This is a genomic window from Acidithiobacillus ferrivorans (assembly GCF_016250455.1).
GTDB classification, from domain to species: domain Bacteria; phylum Pseudomonadota; class Gammaproteobacteria; order Acidithiobacillales; family Acidithiobacillaceae; genus Acidithiobacillus; species Acidithiobacillus ferrivorans.
Genome location: NZ_CP059488.1, coordinates 1,845,703 through 1,862,321, shown reverse-complemented (window position 1 = coordinate 1,862,321; position 16,619 = coordinate 1,845,703). Strand labels below are relative to the sequence as shown.

Here is a 16,619-nt window from a genome sequence, read left to right as displayed (position 1 = left end):
TTTATATATATTTTTCTGTTTGCAACAGACGACAGGCGGGGAGATGGCGGAGCACGGGTGGCCTCCGCCAGCCGGTTCGACTTAGAGTTGATTGCGCCAGTACTGATCTTCTTTATCCATGATCCGGGTGGCCTCGTCTGGGCCCCAGGAGCCAGCAGGGTAGGTGAGGATGTAGTCAGTTTCCCGTCCCCAGGACTTGATGATGGGGTCGACGACACGCCAAGCCCATTCGACCTCGTCAAAGCGAATGAACAGGGCTTTGTCGCCTTGCATCACATCCAGCAGCAGGGCCTCATAAGCATCCAGCTCCTGCTCCCCTTCTTTGCGATAGGATGCGTTGAGTTGCACGGGGCGGACGCGCATTTCCAGACCAGGTTCCTTGATCTGGATTTCGATTTTAAGGCTTTCGGGCTCGAGGGAAAGTAGTATCCAGTTGGGTTCAATGCGCTCAATGCTGGTTTCGCGAAAAAGTTGCTGTGGCGTATGGCGAAAGCGGATCGCGACGCTGGAGGATTTGGCGGTGAGGCGCTTGCCAGTACGCAGGTAAAATGGCACGCCGCGCCAGCGCCAGTTATCGATGTAAAACTTGGCGGCGACAAAGGTTTCCGTTACCGAGTTGGGTTCAACCCCCGCTTCGTCCTGATAGCCGGGGACATGTTTGTTGTGGACAACGCCAGGCCCATATTGCGCGCGCATGGCATAGGCGGTGACGGCCGATTTAGGAATAGGGCGGATGGAACGCAGGACTTTGACTTTTTCGTCGCGCAGGCTGTCCGCCTCCAGCGACGGCGGTGGTTCCATGGCAATCAGCGTAAGAACCTGCATCAGGTGATTTTGCAGCATATCGCGCAGGGCACCGGCTTGATCATAATAGCCGGCCCGGTTTTCAATGCCGATATCTTCGGCCACGGTTATCTGGACGTGGTCGATGTAATTGCGGTTCCAGACCGCCTCGATGGGTAAGTTGGCAAAGCGAAAAACCAGCAGATTCTGGACAATTTCTTTGCCAAGATAGTGATCGATACGATAAATCTGATCTTCGCGGAAGTGGCGATGCAGTTGCTCATTGAGTTGCACGGCGCTTTCCAGATCATCACCGAAGGGTTTTTCAATCACGATACGGTAGTCGCCATCCTGGTTAAATCCGGCCTCGGAAAGACGTTGTACCACGGGAATAAAATCGGCGGGGCGAATGGCGAGATAAAAAATGGTGTCCGCCGGTTTTTCGGCCCCCTCCGGAGTCAGCAGACTGCTGAGTTTGGCGTAAGATTCCGGCTCATGGATTTCACCGCGTACATATTCAAAATGTTTGCAAAAATCGGCAAAGTGGTCGGCGTGATAATTACTGGCATAGGTTTCCATCTGCTCCTGAAGAAACTCTTGCCAGGCTTTGTCATCCCAGGGGCGGCGGCCAAAGGCGAGAATACGCAACTCGTCAGGCATTCTGCTTGCACAATGCAGGTGATACAGTGCGGGGAGGAGTTTTTTGCAGGCGAGATCGCCGGTCGCCCCAAAAATAACGAACTGACAATTACAGTTGCTCATTCAGTCCTCCTTTTGCACGGCATGGCCGCCAAACTGGTTGCGCATCATCGCCAGGAGTTTGGCGGCGTAGTCGTCGCGCCCCTGGGAGGCCCAGCGCATCTGCAGAGCGAGGGTGATGACCGGCGCGGGAATGTTCAGGGCGAGGGCTGTCTGCGCGGTCCACAAGCCTTCGCCGGAATCCGCCACTACGGGCGCGATATCGGCGAGCACCTGATCTTTGGCGAGGGTGTCGGCGGTAAGGTCGAGGAGCCAGGAGCGGACGACGCTGCCGTAGCGCCACATTTCGGCCACCTTGGCGAGGTCCAGCCCGAATTCGCTTTTGCCCTGCAGGATGGCGAATCCTTCGGCGAGGGCCTGCATCATGCCGTACTCAATACCATTATGAACCATTTTGACAAAGTGACCGCTACCAACCGGCCCGCAGTGCAGCCAGCCCCTGTCGGCGCCCGGCGCCAGTGCCTCCAGAAAAGGCATTACCTGAGTTATGGCATCCTGGCTACCACCGACCATCAGGGCATATCCCTCTTGCAGACCCCAGACACCGCCAGAAACGCCAGCGTCTATGTAGTGTACCCCCGCCGCCTCCACTTTTTGGGATTGGGCGACGGAATCCTCATAAAAGGCATTGGCACCGTTGATCAATATGTCGCCTCTGCTCAACAATGGAAGAATGGAGTCGATATGACTCTGGGTAGCCTCTCCGGCGGGAAGCATAAGCCAGATGACCCGGGGGCTGGGCAATGCCTGAACGAGCGCTTCCAGACTTTTGGCAGCATGCATGCCTGTTTCTTTAGCCAGATCAGTGGCTTTTTCGGTATGGCGATTGTAAACGGTGACTTCCAGATCCTTGCGGTGCAGACGCCGCGCCATATTGGCACCCATCCGACCTAAACCGACTATCCCGATGCTTTTGTTACTCATTAATTGCTCCCTTGCGTACACGCCTGATCGAAGATGTTATCTTTAAGTATAGGCGCATAAAGTGGGGAGGCATCTTTAATCTACGGCGATTTGCGCGAATATTTTGTTTTTACAAGGGAAACCCAATGATACTTGGTACACCGCTTTCTGCTTCCGCTACCCGTCTACTCATGCTCGGTGCGGGCGAGCTGGGTAAGGAAGTCCTTATTGCTGCACAACGTTTGGGGGTGGAGACTGTTGCGGTGGATCGTTACGCCGATGCCCCGGCCATGCAAGTTGCCCACCGTTCCCATGTGCTGGATATGACCGATCCAGAGGCCATTCTGGCCCTTGTCAAACGCGAGCGTCCACACTTTGTGGTGCCGGAAATTGAGGCTATTGCGACTTCCGCACTGGCGGAAATTGAGGCGCTGGGGTTGGCTACCGTGGTGCCCTCGGCACGCGCAGTGCAGTTGACCATGGATCGCGAGGGCATCCGCCGCCTCGCTGCAGAAGAATTGGGCTTGCCGACATCGCCTTATCGTTTCGCCGGGACACTGGCAGAGTTGGAAGCGGCGGCAGCAATGCTGGGCTTTCCCTGTGTGATCAAGCCAGTCATGTCCTCCAGTGGTAAGGGGCAGTCCGTAGTGCGCGGTGCGGCGGAACTGGCGCTGGCTTGGCAGGAGGCACAGACGGCGGGACGCGTCGGCGGTCAGCGGATTATCGTCGAGGGCTTTGTGGACTTCGACTTCGAGATCACCCTGCTGACCGTGCGCTCTGCCTTTGGGACGACTTTCTGTGCGCCTATCGGGCATCGTCAGGAAGCCGGCGATTATGTGGAATCCTGGCAGCCGCAGCCGATGAGCGAGGCCGCTTTGCAGCAGGCGGAAAAGATGGCGCAATTGGTGACGAGCAATCTGGGCGGATGGGGACTGTACGGAGTGGAGTTTTTTGTGCGTGGTGAAGAGGTCATCTTCAGTGAGCTCTCGCCGCGCCCTCATGATACGGGTCTGGTGACCCTGGCCAGTCAGCGTCAGAGTGAGTTCGACCTGCACCTGCGCGCCATTTTGGGTTTGCCGGTCGATCCGGGCTTCCGGCGTCCGGCGGCGTCTGCGGTGATTCGCGGGAAGGATCTCGGTTGGGGGCCGGTGTATTCGGGGCTGGAGGAGGCGCTGGCGGTGCCGGAAAGCGATCTGCGGTTTTTCGGCAAGCCGACGGTCAGCAAGCTCAGGCGCCTCGGGGTAGGTATTGCATGCGCCGATGACGTGGAGGAAGCCAGGAGGCGCGCCCGCCGGGTTGCTGAGGCGATCAAAATCCGCCCCGCTTCCTGAGCGGGGTTAATCCCGCGGTAACGCGATCCCGGTTCTGGGGGTGGTCTAGGCGTTGATAAAAGCGCTGATGCGGTCCAGGGCCATCTCCAGGTTCTTATCGCTGGTCGCGAAGGACAGGCGGATGTGGCCAGGCGTGCCGAAGGCTGAGCCCGGTACCACTGCCACTCCGGCCTCCAGCAAGGCTTCAGCGAGGGCAAGATCATCACGCAGGCCTTTCGCCGCCATGACTTCGCGAAATCCCGGAAAGCTGTAAAAGGTACCATCGGAGGGCATGGCTGCGACGCCGGGCAGCGCTTGCAGACGGTCGTAGACATATTGGTGGCGCCGCTTGAAGGCATGCACCATTTCGTGGATCGCACTGTCGCCACCTTCCAGCGCCGCCTGAGCGGCCACCTGAGCGATGGAGGTGGGATTGGAGGTGCTCTGGGACTGTACCGTATTCATCGCGGTGATCAGCGCCTTGGGGCCAGCACAGTAGCCGATGCGCCATCCGGTCATGGCATAGGCTTTGGACACGCCATTCATGATGATGCAGCGCGGAGTCAGATCCGGGCAAGCATTGGCGATGTTGACGAAGTCTTCCTCGTAGAAACGGATTTTCTCGTACATGTCATCGCTGGCGATGAGGACATGCGGATGACGGCGGAGTACTTCACCCAGGGCTTCCAGTTCTGGGCGGCTGTAGGCCACGCCGGAGGGGTTGGAGGGGCTGTTGATGACCAGCAGGCGGGTGCTGGGGGTGATCGCCTCTTCCAGTTGCTCCGGGCTGATTTTGAAACGCTGGCTGGCGTCGGTATCGATGATGACGGGCCGTGCTTCAGCCAGCAGCACGATGTCCGGATAAGACACCCAGTAGGGCACGGGAATGATAACTTCGTCGCCGGCATCCAGAAGGGCCTGACAAAGATTGAAGAAGCTTTGCTTGCCGCCGACGGAAACGAGAATTTCGTCGGGATGGTATGACAAATGGTTGTCGTGGGCGAATTTGCCGATGATGGCGGCCTTCAGCTCCGGTGTACCGCCGACGGCGGTGTATTTGGTGAAGCCCCGGTGGATGGCGGCGATGGCTGCTTCCTTGATGTACTCCGGGGTGTCGAAGTCGGGTTCGCCAGCACCCAGACTGACAATGTCCTTCCCTGCGCGGCGCAGTTGCTGGGCACGGGCAGTGACCGCAAGCGTGGGGGAGGGGCGCACCGCATTCACGCGGCGAGAAAGGCGGATATCCACGATCATCAACTCCAGGGGCAATCTTATCGGGCGCGGGAAATGCGCGCAAGAGCGCAAATGATAAGCATCCTTCGACTAAAATCAACTGTTTTACGCAAGGTCGGTATTTGACGGGATGTGGGATGTGAAGGGTTGACGTTTTTGGGCATTTCTATTTGGCTCTGCGGCGGTAGTGATTGCGGCGAATTCTCTTCGGTAGTTATCGGGGAGAACTGGCGAAATGGAGGACTTCCATGGCCAGCAAGCATGGAATCCGCTGGTCGAATAGACGCAAACGGGCAAGTTACTGAATTCAAGGTGGGCGGATCGGGTGCTGCGCGTACTGTCTTGGGTGGCACAAGCTGAGCGCCAGGCGGGTGAATGGGGTATGCTGTGGCATTCTGGGTGCATTGAAGGTGAGTTGTGGCGCAAAACCCTTGGCAACGTCCGGTCAACAAGAATGTCTGGGTGTTGTGGAAGCTGAAGCCATTTTTGCAGACACGCCGTGCATTACTGCTGCTGTATGTGCTGGCCCTGTTGCTCAGCGCTGCGAGTTCGCTGGTACTGCCGCAAGGTGCGCGCTGGATGCTCGATAAGGGGTTTCATAGTTACTCCGCGCTGATATGGATCAGCCTCGCCCTGCTGGGACTGGGGCTGTTCACCGTCGCCATGCGCGCCTTGCGCGATGCTCTGGCCACTTGGATCGGACAAGGGGTGGTGGCGGACTTTCGTACTGCAGTATTTAGCCATGCCTTGCATTTGCCGGCGGTTTTTTATGAGGCTTTTCGCACCGGGGAGGTCATCTCCCGGCTCAGCAGCGATGTGACCATCCTGCGCTTTGGGTTGACGGGGGTGTTGGGGCGCAGTCTGCAAAGCGGTATTACCCTGATCGGGGCGCTGGCACTCATGGCCGCCACCATGCCACAACTGATCATACCCGGTATGGTTGCCTTACCTTTGTTGGTGTTCATCAACCTGAAATCCGGCCGCCTGCAACGTCGCTATAGCCGTAAAGAGCAGGATTGCCTGGCTGATTTGAGCGCACATACGGAAGAGTCGGTTAATGGTATCCGGGTGATTCAGGCACTGACCCTGGAGCCGCAGACGGAAGCACATTATCGGCGCGATATCCAGTTTTTACTGGGGCAAATCTGGTCTCGGGTGATGGTGCAATTGTGGTCCACCTTTTTGACCGGTGGGCTGGTATTCCTGGCGCTCAGTGTGATGCTCTATTGGGGTGGTTTGGCCGTGTTGCACCACGAAGTGGGGATCGGGGTGCTGGCGGCTTTTCTGCTCTATGCGTTGATGGCAGCGACTTCCCTGGCCGCCCTCGGCGAGCTGTGGGGTAGTATGGCACGCTTGGCCGGAGCGACGGAGCGCCTGTTGGCACTGCTGGATGAGACGCCGGAGGCAAGTGCTCCTGTCCCCCTGGTACAGGATTCAGCGTCAATACTTGTGAACAGCGGACTACTGGCGCAGCGGGTAAGACCCGCCAGTCTGTGTCTGGACAATGTATCTTTCAGCTACCCGTCACGCAGCGATTCCAGTGCGATTGCACATATCTCGCTCGACATCGCCGCAGGAGAAACGGTGGCTTTTGTGGGTGCCTCTGGTGCGGGTAAAAGTACGGTATTTTCCCTGCTACTGCGCCATTATCAGCCGAGTCATGGCTGCATTTTGCTGGATGGTGTGGATATCAACACCTTGCCGCTTCGCTCGTTGCGTCGACAACTGGCGGTGGTGCCTCAGCACCCGGTGATATTCTCTATGAGCATTGCGGAAAATATCATGATGGCCCGTCCGGATGCGAGCGAGGCGGATCTTCAGGAGGCGGTGCATGCGGCGCAGGTGGATGAATTTTCAGAGCGCCTGAAAATGCGGCTGCAGACCCATGTGGGGGAGAAGGGCGTTACTTTGTCGGGCGGGCAATGCCAGCGCATCGCCATTGCCCGCGCCATTTTGCGTAATCCGCGCGTACTGATCCTGGATGAAGCGACCAGTGCCCTGGATGCAGAAAACGAACGCATTATTCAGCAGGCGCTGGGTAATCTCACCGCACAACGCACCACCCTTGTTGCGGCGCACCGGTTGGCGACGGTTATTCATGCGTCACGTATTGCGATGCTGGATAAGGGCAGGCTGATTGCCGTGGGTAATCACCGGGAACTTCTGGATGTCTGTCCGCTGTATCGTCAGTTTGCGCAATTGCAGCGTTTGCATGAGAAAGTGGGAGATGGGCCGGAACTCCAAAAAATTCGTGCATGATCGGGCTTAGCGAACTAAAGTTGGGACGCAGAGTCTCATTTCAGGTGCAAGGGGTCTTTCATAAGCATGAGTGAGTTAGCACATATCCGGAATATGAGTGGCAATCTAGGCAGGGAGGCCCTGTATGAGTACGGATTTTGAGCAAAATACCGCCTGGATCAGACGGGCACAAACAGACATGAAGGCCTTTGTGGAAGGGTTAGCGGCGCGCCTTGAGGGTGATGTGCCGGGTTTTGTGGAAGTGGAGCGCAAGAAGGATGGTTTTTTTGCGAAAACCAGCCACATCGAGTCCATTATTATCCACACTAATAATAACGACTATATCCTCAAAAAAGAGGGCGTTCATATCAGCACGGTGCGCGCGAAAACCGTGCGCGGCATAGTGCTCAAACATGAAGATTTATCGTTATCGGTCTGGCTGGAAAGCTTGGTCGCTGATCTGGCTGATCTCTCCGGCGAAATGCAGGGCGCCAGCAATACCTTGCACGACTTTCTTATGGGGTAATTTGAAGGAGGGTTTATGTCCATTTGGGACAAGATCAAACACGGCATCGAGGAAGTTGCACATGATGCCCAGCGTGCCGCAGAAAATATTGGTCAGAATGCCAGCAAAGGTATCCGCTCACAAACCCCCGAAGAAATGCAGCGTTACTCTGAATGGGAGCTGGCGCTGCGCCAACACCGCCTCCCTTCTTTTGTACAAAGCCGAATGTTTCAGACCAGTCAGGGGCAATTGCCCTGGATCAGTACGGCGCGGGCGTCTGAGCTGCTGTTGCAGCGCAGTCACGGCGTACAACCCATTGGTATGGTGACCGGTAACTGCTGGTACCATTTTGGTTATTCCTGGACGCAAGGGCACTATGATGGCTGGCATACGGCAGTGGAACGGATGCGCCTGGAGGCACTCGCCCTGGGTGCGAATGCCGTTGTCGATGTGCGGATGAAAGTGCATCACGGTGAGCACGAAGATATGGATTATGGCGTTACCGGCACCGCTATTCGCATTCGCGGCTTGCCGCCGTCTGCGGAGCCGGTTGTGGCTACTGTTTCGGCACTGGAGTTTGTACGGTTGCTGGAAGATGGAGTGGTGCCTGTGGGCATTGCTATCGGTGCCAATTTTGATTGGTACAGCCCGTGGATGGGCACCTTGGCTGAGCAGGCCGCGCAGTCCTCCCCCTTTGCGGCACGCTACTGGAATATGGAAATCACCGATCTGTCTACATTCCAGGAAAATGTCCGCCGTCGCGCCCTGTACGATTTACGCGAAGACGGGCGACGTATGGCGGCCGCAGTGTTGGCGCATACCAGCACTACCCAGATGTTTCGGGTTGCCGCCGATCAGGATAATCCGGAACGCTTCCTGTGCCGTCATATCAGTATTGGCACGGCCATCAGTTATTTGCCGAAAAACGCCCCTCAGCACGAATTGATCCCGATGATTTCACTCTTTGACCATCCATTGAAAAGTGCCGCCACGACACGAAAGGATCTTATATGACCGATACCACTGAACAACTGGCTCCCCATGCCGTCGAACGTCTGCAAGGGTTGCGTTCGCAGGGCAGTCACGAAGGCATATTTACCTCTGATCTCTCCGTCAATGAATTTGTTATGGTCCGTAAGGCCAATTTTGAGCCTTTAGGACTGGTGGTAGGATCCTGCATTTACCATATGGGTATTCAGTATGGTAACTGGAATCAGAATATGGAGATGGATGTACTGTCCCAAGCCATGTACCAGGCTCGCGAACTGGCGATGAGCCGCATGGAACAGGAGGCTACCTTGCTACAGGCGGACGGTATTGTCGGTGTGCGCCTGGAAGTCAAACGCATGGAATGGGATCAGGATATTCTCGAATTCATGGCGATCGGTACGGCTATCGCGCATCGCAGCGGCGCCTCTGGATTCAAGGGAGTAGGGGGTAAACCTTTTACCAGTGATCTCAGTGGGCAGGATTTCTGGATGTTGCTGCAGGCGGGTTATCGGCCGATGGAAATGGTAATGGGCTCCTGTGTATATCATGTGGCCCACCAGGGTCTTTTGCAATCCATGGGTAATATAGGGCGCAATACAGAAATGGAGCAATTTACGCAGGCCATGTATGACGCGCGTGAACTGGCCATGGAGCGTATGCAGCATGAGGCACAGGAGGCCCAGGCGGATGGAATTACCGGCGTGCAACTGCATGAAGGTAGCCACAACTGGAAGCCGCATATCATTGAATTTTTCGCGATAGGCACCGCAGTGAAAGCCATGGACAACGCGGATGCGCTGGTTGATGCCTTGAGCCCGCAGCTGGTGATCCCGGTTAATGACTGATGCAGTGAAGAGCGCGACGCCGTCGCAAGGAGTGATCTGATGTCGATATTCAAGCATGCCGCAGAGATACTGGAAGGCAAGGTGAATCATTTTCTCGATAACGCGGAAGACCCCGGGGAAAGCCTGGACTTGTCCTATGAAAAAATGATTACGAATTTGCAGGATACCAAAAGACATCTCGCTGATGTGGTGACCGAGCGCGTCTCTTTGGAAAACCAGATGGCGCAGGCGCAGAAGGCCGCCGACAAAGCGGATGCCGATGCGCGAATGGCACTAGGTGCCAACCGGGAAGACCTGGCGCGCGCTGAATTAGCCCAGAAGCAGTCTGAATTGCAGAAGATCGCTTCCCTCAAGGAAGCGCATGATACGGTGGCGGCCCAGGCGCAGAAGCTGATTGATTACGAGAGTAAGCTGCAGGACCATATCGAGCAGTTCCGAACGCAAAAGGAGATCACCAAGAGTGAACTGACGGCAGCGCAGGCGGAAGTCAAAGTCAGTCAGTCGCTCACGGGCATTGGCAAGGGTATGGATGGCGCTGGTGAGGCCATGCGCCGCGCTCAGGATCGTACTCAGCACATGGCGGCCAAGGCAGTGGCGATGGATGGTCTGATGGAGTCTGGTGCGCTGAATGATCCCCTGGATAACCGCAGTCAGACCGAGAAAGAGCTGGACAAGGTGCGTGCGACGAGCGGTGTGGATGATGATCTCGCCAGGCTCAAGGCGGAAATGGCGAAGAATAAGGGCACATCGGAGGGCGGCATCACCGGTAGTTGAGGGCTCCGGTAGTGCTGTGGGCAGAGGATTGACCGACCCCCCGTCTGTAGGTATATTACGCCCTCCACGCGCTCGTAGCTCAGCTGGATAGAGCAACTGGCTACGAACCAGTAGGTCGGCGGTTCGACTCCGTCCGAGCGCACCATGTAAAGTAAGGGCATTGAGGTATTCCTCTCTGCCCTTCAATTTTTTCTTGACCCTCATGTTTATGACCTCGACTACCGCTGCTCCAATCTGACCAGTCTGCGAAGGAGTTAACCGTTGCGCATTGGTAGGACTGTTCAGCATGCCTCCGCCGTAGATACTACTCAGATCACTGCCTTGTTCTCGCCCTGCAGAACTTGGCGATACCGGCTCACCCTCCCATTTTCTGGTCGCAGGGGGGACATGCTTGCGATTTTCCTGAAAAACCCTTCCAGTGCAAGCGAGATGGCCGCTGACAAGACCGTACGCACTGCCTCAGAGTATGTCTGGCGCCATTTCCCGCAAGCGGGTGGGCTCCATATTCTGAATCTTTATGCCTTACGTGGCACTGACAGCAAGGAAGTAGGCGGCACGTTGAGACAACAGGGAGAGGCCTATGTCATTGGTCCGGAAAATGACGCCACCATTCGCGAAACCCTTAGCGCAAGCCCGGCCGTCATTATTGCCTGGGGTGGTCATGCGGGTATTCCGCCTGTCCCCTACGACCGGCGCGTAGAACACTGCCTCGGTATATTGGACGAAAGTAAGTCGGCTATCTGGAGAAATGTGAGAAAGGGATCAGAAAAATATCCATTTCATGCGTGCTACTGGGCTTATGACGACCGTCTGACGCCCGTACAGATGCCTTAGCGACAACCGGTATCAGGGCGACACCCGGATGATCATGACTGCCAGAACAAGCGTGATGCTCAGCAGAATGACACCATAGAGACCGTAGAGAAATTTGTGGACATGATAAGAACCCTCGTCCACTTTTTTGACCGTGCGAATGAAGTTGATGCCTCCGATCACCAGATTGGTGATGCCGAGGAGAATAAAGATGATACCCATCCCGGAGAATCCTTCTCCCATGATGAGCTTGGTGTGCAGCATGGTGGAGAGCTGCTCCAGAAAGAAGTCGAACTTCTCAATGACAAAACCAAAGGCAATCAGGCCGATACCTGTTCGCACCCAAGCCAGGAAGGTGCGTTCGGCGGCCATGTAAATGCGCGGATCAATGATTTCTTTTGCAGCCACAGGAAGTCCTTTTTCGATGTGTTCCAAGTCCGACATAAAACGAAATCCTACCACAAAAACCAGGGCGATGGCGGGCCAGGTCAGCCAGTTGAAAAGTTCGGTAAAGAAATGTGCCAACGTCGCGTAATGCAGTGCCTTAAACAGCACCGCCAGACGCGCGGAAATCAGGCCGGTGCCGATAGCAACAAAGAGGAGTTTGAAATAGCCCAGATAGGTGCGCTCCAGGGCCATGTAGAGCCGGGGTTCTTGAACCGTTGGCAGGTGTCTCAGGAACATCATGGGTAGGGTGACCATCGCTGATAGGGCATCTGAGGCACCATGTGGAGTGATAACGGTTGGCAGTCTAACGTGAAAAAACGGGTGTGAGAAGGTCGAAAAGTGTTTGACCCTGATGCCATTGATTGGTATTTTGTGCCCTCTCCAGATGAGCTTGCTCATTTTGGGCGGTTAGCTCAGTGGTAGAGCACTGCCTTCACACGGCAGGGGCCACAGGTTCGAACCCTGTACCGCCCACCAAATAAATCAAGTAGTTATATCAGTGGCCCAGGGCCGGTTTTTTGTTGAGTCCATTTTTGAGTGCATTTTCCGAAAAAGCACGCTCCAAGGCGATGGATTGCGCGTCGGTTTGCAGGTGCGCGTAACGCTCTGTCATCTTGGTGGATGAGTGACCTAGGATACGGCTGATGGTGTACAGGTCTGCTCCTGATGCTAGCAGGATTGATGCGCAAGAGTGCCGAAGATCGTGAAAGTGCAAGTGCGGCAATCCGGCCTTCTCGCGGGCGCGACGAAATCCAGACTTAAGCCCTTCGGCGTTGATGGGGAGAGGGATGAATGGCAGCCAGAGGCGCATCGGTCCGATGATGGGTATGGTACGCGTTTTAAGCGTTTTAGTGTTCCCAGCGCGGATGGTGATCGTCGTTTCCCCTACGTCCTCGGCCTTGAGTTTCGTGATTTCGCCGCGACGGCAGCCGGTATATAGAGCAATCCAAATCGCGGCAGCGACCGGATCGGATGCGTGGCTGGCGAGTTCGTTGACCTGCTCAAGCGTTAGGTAGATATGCCGCTCGTTGTGTTCCGGCAGGCGCTTGATCCTGGCACCGTAGTTCTCTGGGGTCAGTTCCTGTTCCCAGGCCAGCGTGAGGGCCTTCTTGAGCGCGCCCAGACTGCGGTTGATCGTCGCGGGCGCATAGACTCCGACCATGTCGCGGATAATCATCGCGGCGCATTTTGGGGCCTCTGAGGCGGTGTATTGGGCGAGCCAGGGGGTGATGCGGGCAGCATGGAATCGGGCGGTCTCCGGGCTACGCAGGTGCTCCAGATGCTTGAGGTACAAGGGCATGACAGCGGCAAGCGGTGGATCGCCGGCACGCTCCGGCTGGGGCCTTGCCGATGTCAGTTCGGCTCGAAGTCTGGCTTCGACTTGCTTGGCGTCACGCGCAGACGACCCGGCTGGCAGGATGCGATGTAGGCGTCTGCCGTCAACTTGAACTTGGACATTTCGACGATCTTTGTTGTCGATCCAGATGGACACTGCCTATTCCTTTTTGACCACTCAAGCACTTCTGCCAAATTGTACCTTTTACCACGCTTGCCTACCGGGATAAATGGCATTCCGTCATGCTCCATCCGGCGAATCGTGGACTCACTAGTCTGTAGTTTGGCGCAAAGCTGCTGTCTAGTTAGGTGCATCGAACATCCACCGTCTAGTCCACGCCGTAGCGTTATCCCATGCGTCGATCAGCGCTGGTATAGCATCTTCCAGGGAGTACCCGTAGGCGATGGTGGCACCGATGGTCGTCTCAAGACCCACGTAAACGCTCCTCACGGAAATTTCCCCATTGGGCTGAAGCCCGGTTATGGGCAGCCTGGTGCCATTGAGCCGGATGAGTGTGCCAAGGCGCGAGGCATCCTTCTTTGCTGCCGCGATCATGACGGAACCTCATCCCAGAGTTGAACAGCGCGCCGCCAAGAGGGGGTATCACCACGCGCAGCTATCCCGACGCGGCCCGGCTCCCGAAACAGAAATGACCCTCTCGGCGCACACAAGAGTATCCGGCAAAGCAGCAACTCAGAACGGCTCCGTTGCTTCGGGTCCTTCCTTGTGGCTATGAACAGGAGGGTGCGCTCCATCAGAGCACCACCTTCTGCACTGTGCCGGCGCGGGAGACTATGATTATCAGGTCCACAATGGTTGTGGAGCGATCGAAGAGGAAGGTCAGCACAGAACCGTCAATATACGAGACGGTTACCATCATGTGATTCTGAGAGAATCTGAGAGGGATTAGGTGCTGCGGGACAACCTCGTCTGCATTGGGACATAACCCCTGCCTGATTGGTTCACCATTAAGCATGGTTCTTTGCATGGCTGTTGGTCTCCATGATGCCGCGCCGGATGGGCGGCTTCGATGGAGAAACTTTAGCGCCGCTAAAAACAAAACACAATAGCGGCGCTAAAGTTCATGGATCAATTTTTTTCTTAGCTTCCTGCTGTTGGCTTATGATAGCAAATCTCTACTCAGACTGAATTCATAGTGGTGAATTGCAGGTGGTTGAATACGTTTGCCGATACGACATCGACGCCAAGAAGAACATGGAGGCTCGCCTAAGCAAGCACAGAGAAACTCGACTTTGGTACTTTACGCCTTCTTGACCTTGGTCGACAGTGCCGAACGGTCACAGTGCCCACCCTGATCGATCAACTACCTTGCCAAAAATCTCCAGATGATCTACGGACCCCGCAGGGATGGTGAACTCTTTGTGCTCGTTGGTGTTCAGACTTACCACGTTAAAGCCGCCGTCAGGGAGTCTCTGGAGCATCTTGACCATAATCCCGTCCTCGTAGCGGAAGACGAAGGTGTTGCAGCGGCAGTTTAGCAGCTTGGCCACGGAAGGAGGCACTACGCGAGATCTATCGATAACCACCCAGTCTCCATCGAAAATATAAGGTTCCATGCTGCTTCCACCCACTCGAAAGGCCACAAGATCCGATGTTCGCAAGTGGTGTTTTTGTAGGCTCTCAAGCCCGTAGAAACGAAACTTTACCTCAGGGTTTTCTGTTATGGCGATGCGATGGCCCGCGCCTACCTGCATTTCGATAGCAGGAATCTGGACGAAGCCCGCTGGCACTGGATCCTCTGGATGATAAGCGCGGACAGGGATGGCGCCAGGGATGGCGGGAAGCATGTTTTTGGCCGCCAAGGTTGGGCTAACCTCCTCCGGGCTAACCTTAAGCAATTCGCACAGCGCGAGTACAGCCGACCATGTGAGCGCGGTTTCGCCGTTAAAGAATTGGGAGACTGCACCAGGCGATATATTCAACCTGTCCGCGAGATCTCTTTTCGTTAGATGGCTGGCTCTTTCCTCCCACAGCGTGTTGAGGCGGCACACATCCTCAATCTGCCATGGTTGGCGGTCTTGCTTCCCTTTGCGCCTGCGATTTGTAGTCATACTTTAGCGTGCCTCAATCTATCCCCCCATGCGATGAGCGGCGCTTGCAACAAACATAAAGCGGCGCTAAAGTGTCAGGCATGGATCTCAGAACGTATACCAAAAACCATAGTCAGCGCCTCCTTGCTGAAAAGCTTGGGGTCACACCGGCGCTCGTTTCGCAGTGGCTGTCTGGCGAGACTCGCATCACAGCAGAACGAGCCGTCCAGATCGATCAAACCACCAACGGTGCCGTCAGCCGCTCCGAACTCCGCCCGGATATATTTGGCCCCCTGAACAACGAACAGGACAGGGGGGTCGCATGAACGTACCACCTATCACGACCCTTATGCCAGAAACTGGGGGCATACAGATTGTACCTTAAGCCGCGCGATCACCTCTGGTACCTATTCGCACGGCTGGGAAGGCTGGAGAAGACCATGCCGATTGATGCACAAAAGCTGGATTGTCCAGAGTTTTCTCCCCTACCCATACCAGCAGACATTGATCTGCGTTCCTATTGCCGTATGAAGCAGAACTTGAGCCGACTTCATTCCGGCGACTTCATCCATCTGGCCAGCGACGGTTGGAGGTAAGCATGTGTAAACCACATAAGCCCTTCATAACAGAACCATCCAATATAGCCCCACCCATCCCAGACGATGCCGATCTCCGAAGTGTCCGGTGGTTTAAGTTAGACATCGTAAGCCTTCTAAACTCAGACTTCATGCAACTGGCCAGCCCCGAGGAATTCAAGGCTGCCTTCATGTTGTGGACCAAAAGCATTCACCAGGTGCCGGCAGGAAGCCTGCCCAATGACGAAGCCATCCTGGCGAAGCTGGCTGGAGGATATGACGATTTCCGAAAGCCCTGGCAACGCATCCGCGAAATGGCACTCTACGGATGGGAGCTGTGCTCAGACGGTAAACTCTACCATCATGCTGTAGCCGGTACCGTTCTCGACATTCTGTCTTCGGTTCAAGTCCGTACTTCTTCTCTCGTACCCCAGAATGCCCAAGTGTCAGCAAAAGCCGCCAATAAAGCTCGGCAGCAAAGATTCAGAGACAACCAGCGTGCCAAACGCGCCAAGGAAAACTTTCAAGCTCCAGCCCCCCAAGGCGATGGACCACTACCCACAGATGAAACTACAACAACGACCGTAACGCCACCCGTAACGGTGCTACGCATAACGCCCGTAACGTTACCTATTAAAGAAGAAGATAAAGAGAAAGACGAAGATAACGTTACGGTAACGTCACGCGTAACGCCCGTAACGCCGTTATGCGTAACGCCTGAATCTCCATCTCCTGATGATCAGGATCCTTGTCCTTCAACCCGCGAAGGCACGTTGTGCAAGAAACTACGGGCACTTGGTGTCCGTGCAGCCCCCCACATGGTTGTTGTGCATGAGATGTGCGCCCGTCATTCCGACGAGCACATCCTGGCTGCGGCGGAGATCGCCCTGGAGAAAAAAGGCAGCGGCATTCATGTCGGCTACATCGCCGCGATGCTGAAAGATCCTGGGAGATCTTCAGTGAAAGGAGCAAAGAACAAGCAAACAGATGGTCCGCCCAACCGCTCTCTCCTGCCGCCCGTAGTCGTTACCAAATCTCATTTCATTGCCCTGTAGGA

Annotated in this window: 17 protein-coding genes, 2 tRNA genes and 1 pseudogene; 12 read left to right on the top strand and 8 right to left on the bottom strand. The window is 55.7% G+C overall.

Annotated features, from left to right (window positions below):
• Window positions 1-81 precede the first annotated feature (81 nt).
• Complete coding sequence (gene zwf / locus H2515_RS09280) at window positions 82-1,545, bottom strand: glucose-6-phosphate dehydrogenase (protein ID WP_065413433.1); 1,464 nt, start codon at window positions 1,543-1,545, stop codon at window positions 82-84.
• The gene (gene gnd, locus H2515_RS09275; RefSeq protein ID WP_198659935.1) at window positions 1,546-2,466 is read right to left on the bottom strand and encodes a phosphogluconate dehydrogenase (NAD(+)-dependent, decarboxylating); all 921 of its coding nucleotides are present in this window, start codon (window positions 2,464-2,466) and stop codon (window positions 1,546-1,548) included.
• 125 nt (window positions 2,467-2,591) lie between these two features.
• On the opposite strand from gnd, the gene purT reads away from it, so the two are divergent.
• Window positions 2,592-3,776 (top strand): formate-dependent phosphoribosylglycinamide formyltransferase, encoded by a 1,185-nt coding sequence (gene purT, locus H2515_RS09270; protein ID WP_035192552.1) that lies wholly within the window; start codon window positions 2,592-2,594, stop codon window positions 3,774-3,776.
• A 45-nt stretch (window positions 3,777-3,821) separates the two neighbouring features.
• Here the strand turns inward: purT and H2515_RS09265 are convergent, their stop codons facing one another.
• Window positions 3,822-5,009, bottom strand: coding sequence for a pyridoxal phosphate-dependent aminotransferase (locus H2515_RS09265; protein WP_241162429.1), 1,188 nt, complete (start codon window positions 5,007-5,009; stop codon window positions 3,822-3,824).
• Window positions 5,010-5,405: 396 nt separating this feature from the next.
• Here H2515_RS09265 and H2515_RS09260 point away from each other — a divergent pair, with 396 nt between their 5' ends.
• From H2515_RS09260 to H2515_RS09230, 7 genes are all read left to right on the top strand, one after another.
• On the top strand, window positions 5,406-7,247 hold the full coding sequence (locus H2515_RS09260; RefSeq protein ID WP_065413434.1) for an ABC transporter ATP-binding protein: 1,842 nt from the start codon (window positions 5,406-5,408) through the stop codon (window positions 7,245-7,247).
• Between the two features lie 124 nt (window positions 7,248-7,371).
• Window positions 7,372-7,752, top strand: a complete 381-nt coding sequence (locus H2515_RS09255; RefSeq protein ID WP_065413435.1) for a hypothetical protein — start codon at window positions 7,372-7,374, stop codon at window positions 7,750-7,752.
• 15 nt (window positions 7,753-7,767) lie between these two features.
• Window positions 7,768-8,745, top strand: coding sequence for a heavy metal-binding domain-containing protein (locus tag H2515_RS09250; protein WP_014028782.1), 978 nt, complete (start codon window positions 7,768-7,770; stop codon window positions 8,743-8,745).
• Window positions 8,742-9,566 carry a heavy metal-binding domain-containing protein gene (locus H2515_RS09245; RefSeq protein ID WP_014028783.1) on the top strand — a complete coding sequence of 275 codons (825 nt, stop codon included), beginning with the start codon at window positions 8,742-8,744 and terminating at the stop codon, window positions 9,564-9,566. The genes H2515_RS09250 and H2515_RS09245 overlap by 4 nt, the downstream gene beginning before the upstream one ends.
• A 39-nt stretch (window positions 9,567-9,605) precedes the next feature.
• The gene (locus H2515_RS09240) at window positions 9,606-10,340 is read left to right on the top strand and encodes a PspA/IM30 family protein (protein ID WP_198659934.1); all 735 of its coding nucleotides are present in this window, start codon (window positions 9,606-9,608) and stop codon (window positions 10,338-10,340) included.
• Between the two features lie 68 nt (window positions 10,341-10,408).
• Window positions 10,409-10,485: transfer RNA gene (locus tag H2515_RS09235), tRNA-Arg, on the top strand.
• A gap of 116 nt (window positions 10,486-10,601) precedes the next feature.
• Complete coding sequence (locus H2515_RS09230; RefSeq protein ID WP_014028785.1) at window positions 10,602-11,174, top strand: DUF1643 domain-containing protein; 573 nt, start codon at window positions 10,602-10,604, stop codon at window positions 11,172-11,174.
• 12 nt (window positions 11,175-11,186) lie between these two features.
• On the opposite strand, the gene H2515_RS09225 is transcribed toward H2515_RS09230, so the two are convergent.
• Entirely contained in the window at window positions 11,187-11,840 is a 654-nt protein-coding gene (locus H2515_RS09225; protein WP_035192503.1) for a YidH family protein, read from the bottom strand.
• 162 nt (window positions 11,841-12,002) lie between these two features.
• Here H2515_RS09225 and H2515_RS09220 point away from each other — a divergent pair.
• Window positions 12,003-12,077 (top strand) — tRNA-Val (locus H2515_RS09220).
• Between the two features lie 19 nt (window positions 12,078-12,096).
• Here the strand turns inward: H2515_RS09220 and H2515_RS09215 are convergent.
• From H2515_RS09215 to H2515_RS16535, 4 genes and pseudogenes are all read right to left on the bottom strand, one after another.
• The gene (locus tag H2515_RS09215; protein WP_198659933.1) at window positions 12,097-13,092 is read right to left on the bottom strand and encodes a tyrosine-type recombinase/integrase; all 996 of its coding nucleotides are present in this window, start codon (window positions 13,090-13,092) and stop codon (window positions 12,097-12,099) included.
• A 144-nt stretch (window positions 13,093-13,236) separates the two neighbouring features.
• The gene (locus H2515_RS09210) at window positions 13,237-13,491 is read right to left on the bottom strand and encodes a hypothetical protein (protein ID WP_198659932.1); all 255 of its coding nucleotides are present in this window, start codon (window positions 13,489-13,491) and stop codon (window positions 13,237-13,239) included.
• Between the two features lie 743 nt (window positions 13,492-14,234).
• On the bottom strand, window positions 14,235-14,759 hold the full coding sequence (locus tag H2515_RS09200) for a S24 family peptidase (protein WP_232821317.1): 525 nt from the start codon (window positions 14,757-14,759) through the stop codon (window positions 14,235-14,237).
• A gap of 21 nt (window positions 14,760-14,780) precedes the next feature.
• A pseudogene (locus H2515_RS16535) lies at window positions 14,781-15,008 on the bottom strand (helix-turn-helix domain-containing protein); the annotation flags it as partial.
• Window positions 15,009-15,088: 80 nt separating this feature from the next.
• Here H2515_RS16535 and H2515_RS09195 point away from each other — a divergent pair.
• From H2515_RS09195 to H2515_RS09185, 3 genes are all read left to right on the top strand, one after another.
• Window positions 15,089-15,313, top strand: a complete 225-nt coding sequence (locus tag H2515_RS09195; RefSeq protein WP_198659929.1) for a transcriptional regulator — start codon at window positions 15,089-15,091, stop codon at window positions 15,311-15,313.
• A gap of 114 nt (window positions 15,314-15,427) precedes the next feature.
• Window positions 15,428-15,583: a hypothetical protein gene (locus tag H2515_RS09190; RefSeq protein WP_198659928.1), complete on the top strand. Its 156-nt coding sequence runs from the start codon at window positions 15,428-15,430 to the stop codon at window positions 15,581-15,583.
• Window positions 15,584-15,714: 131 nt separating this feature from the next.
• Window positions 15,715-16,617: a YdaU family protein gene (locus tag H2515_RS09185; protein ID WP_232821316.1), complete on the top strand. Its 903-nt coding sequence runs from the start codon at window positions 15,715-15,717 to the stop codon at window positions 16,615-16,617.
• Window positions 16,618-16,619: the final 2 nt, after the last annotated feature.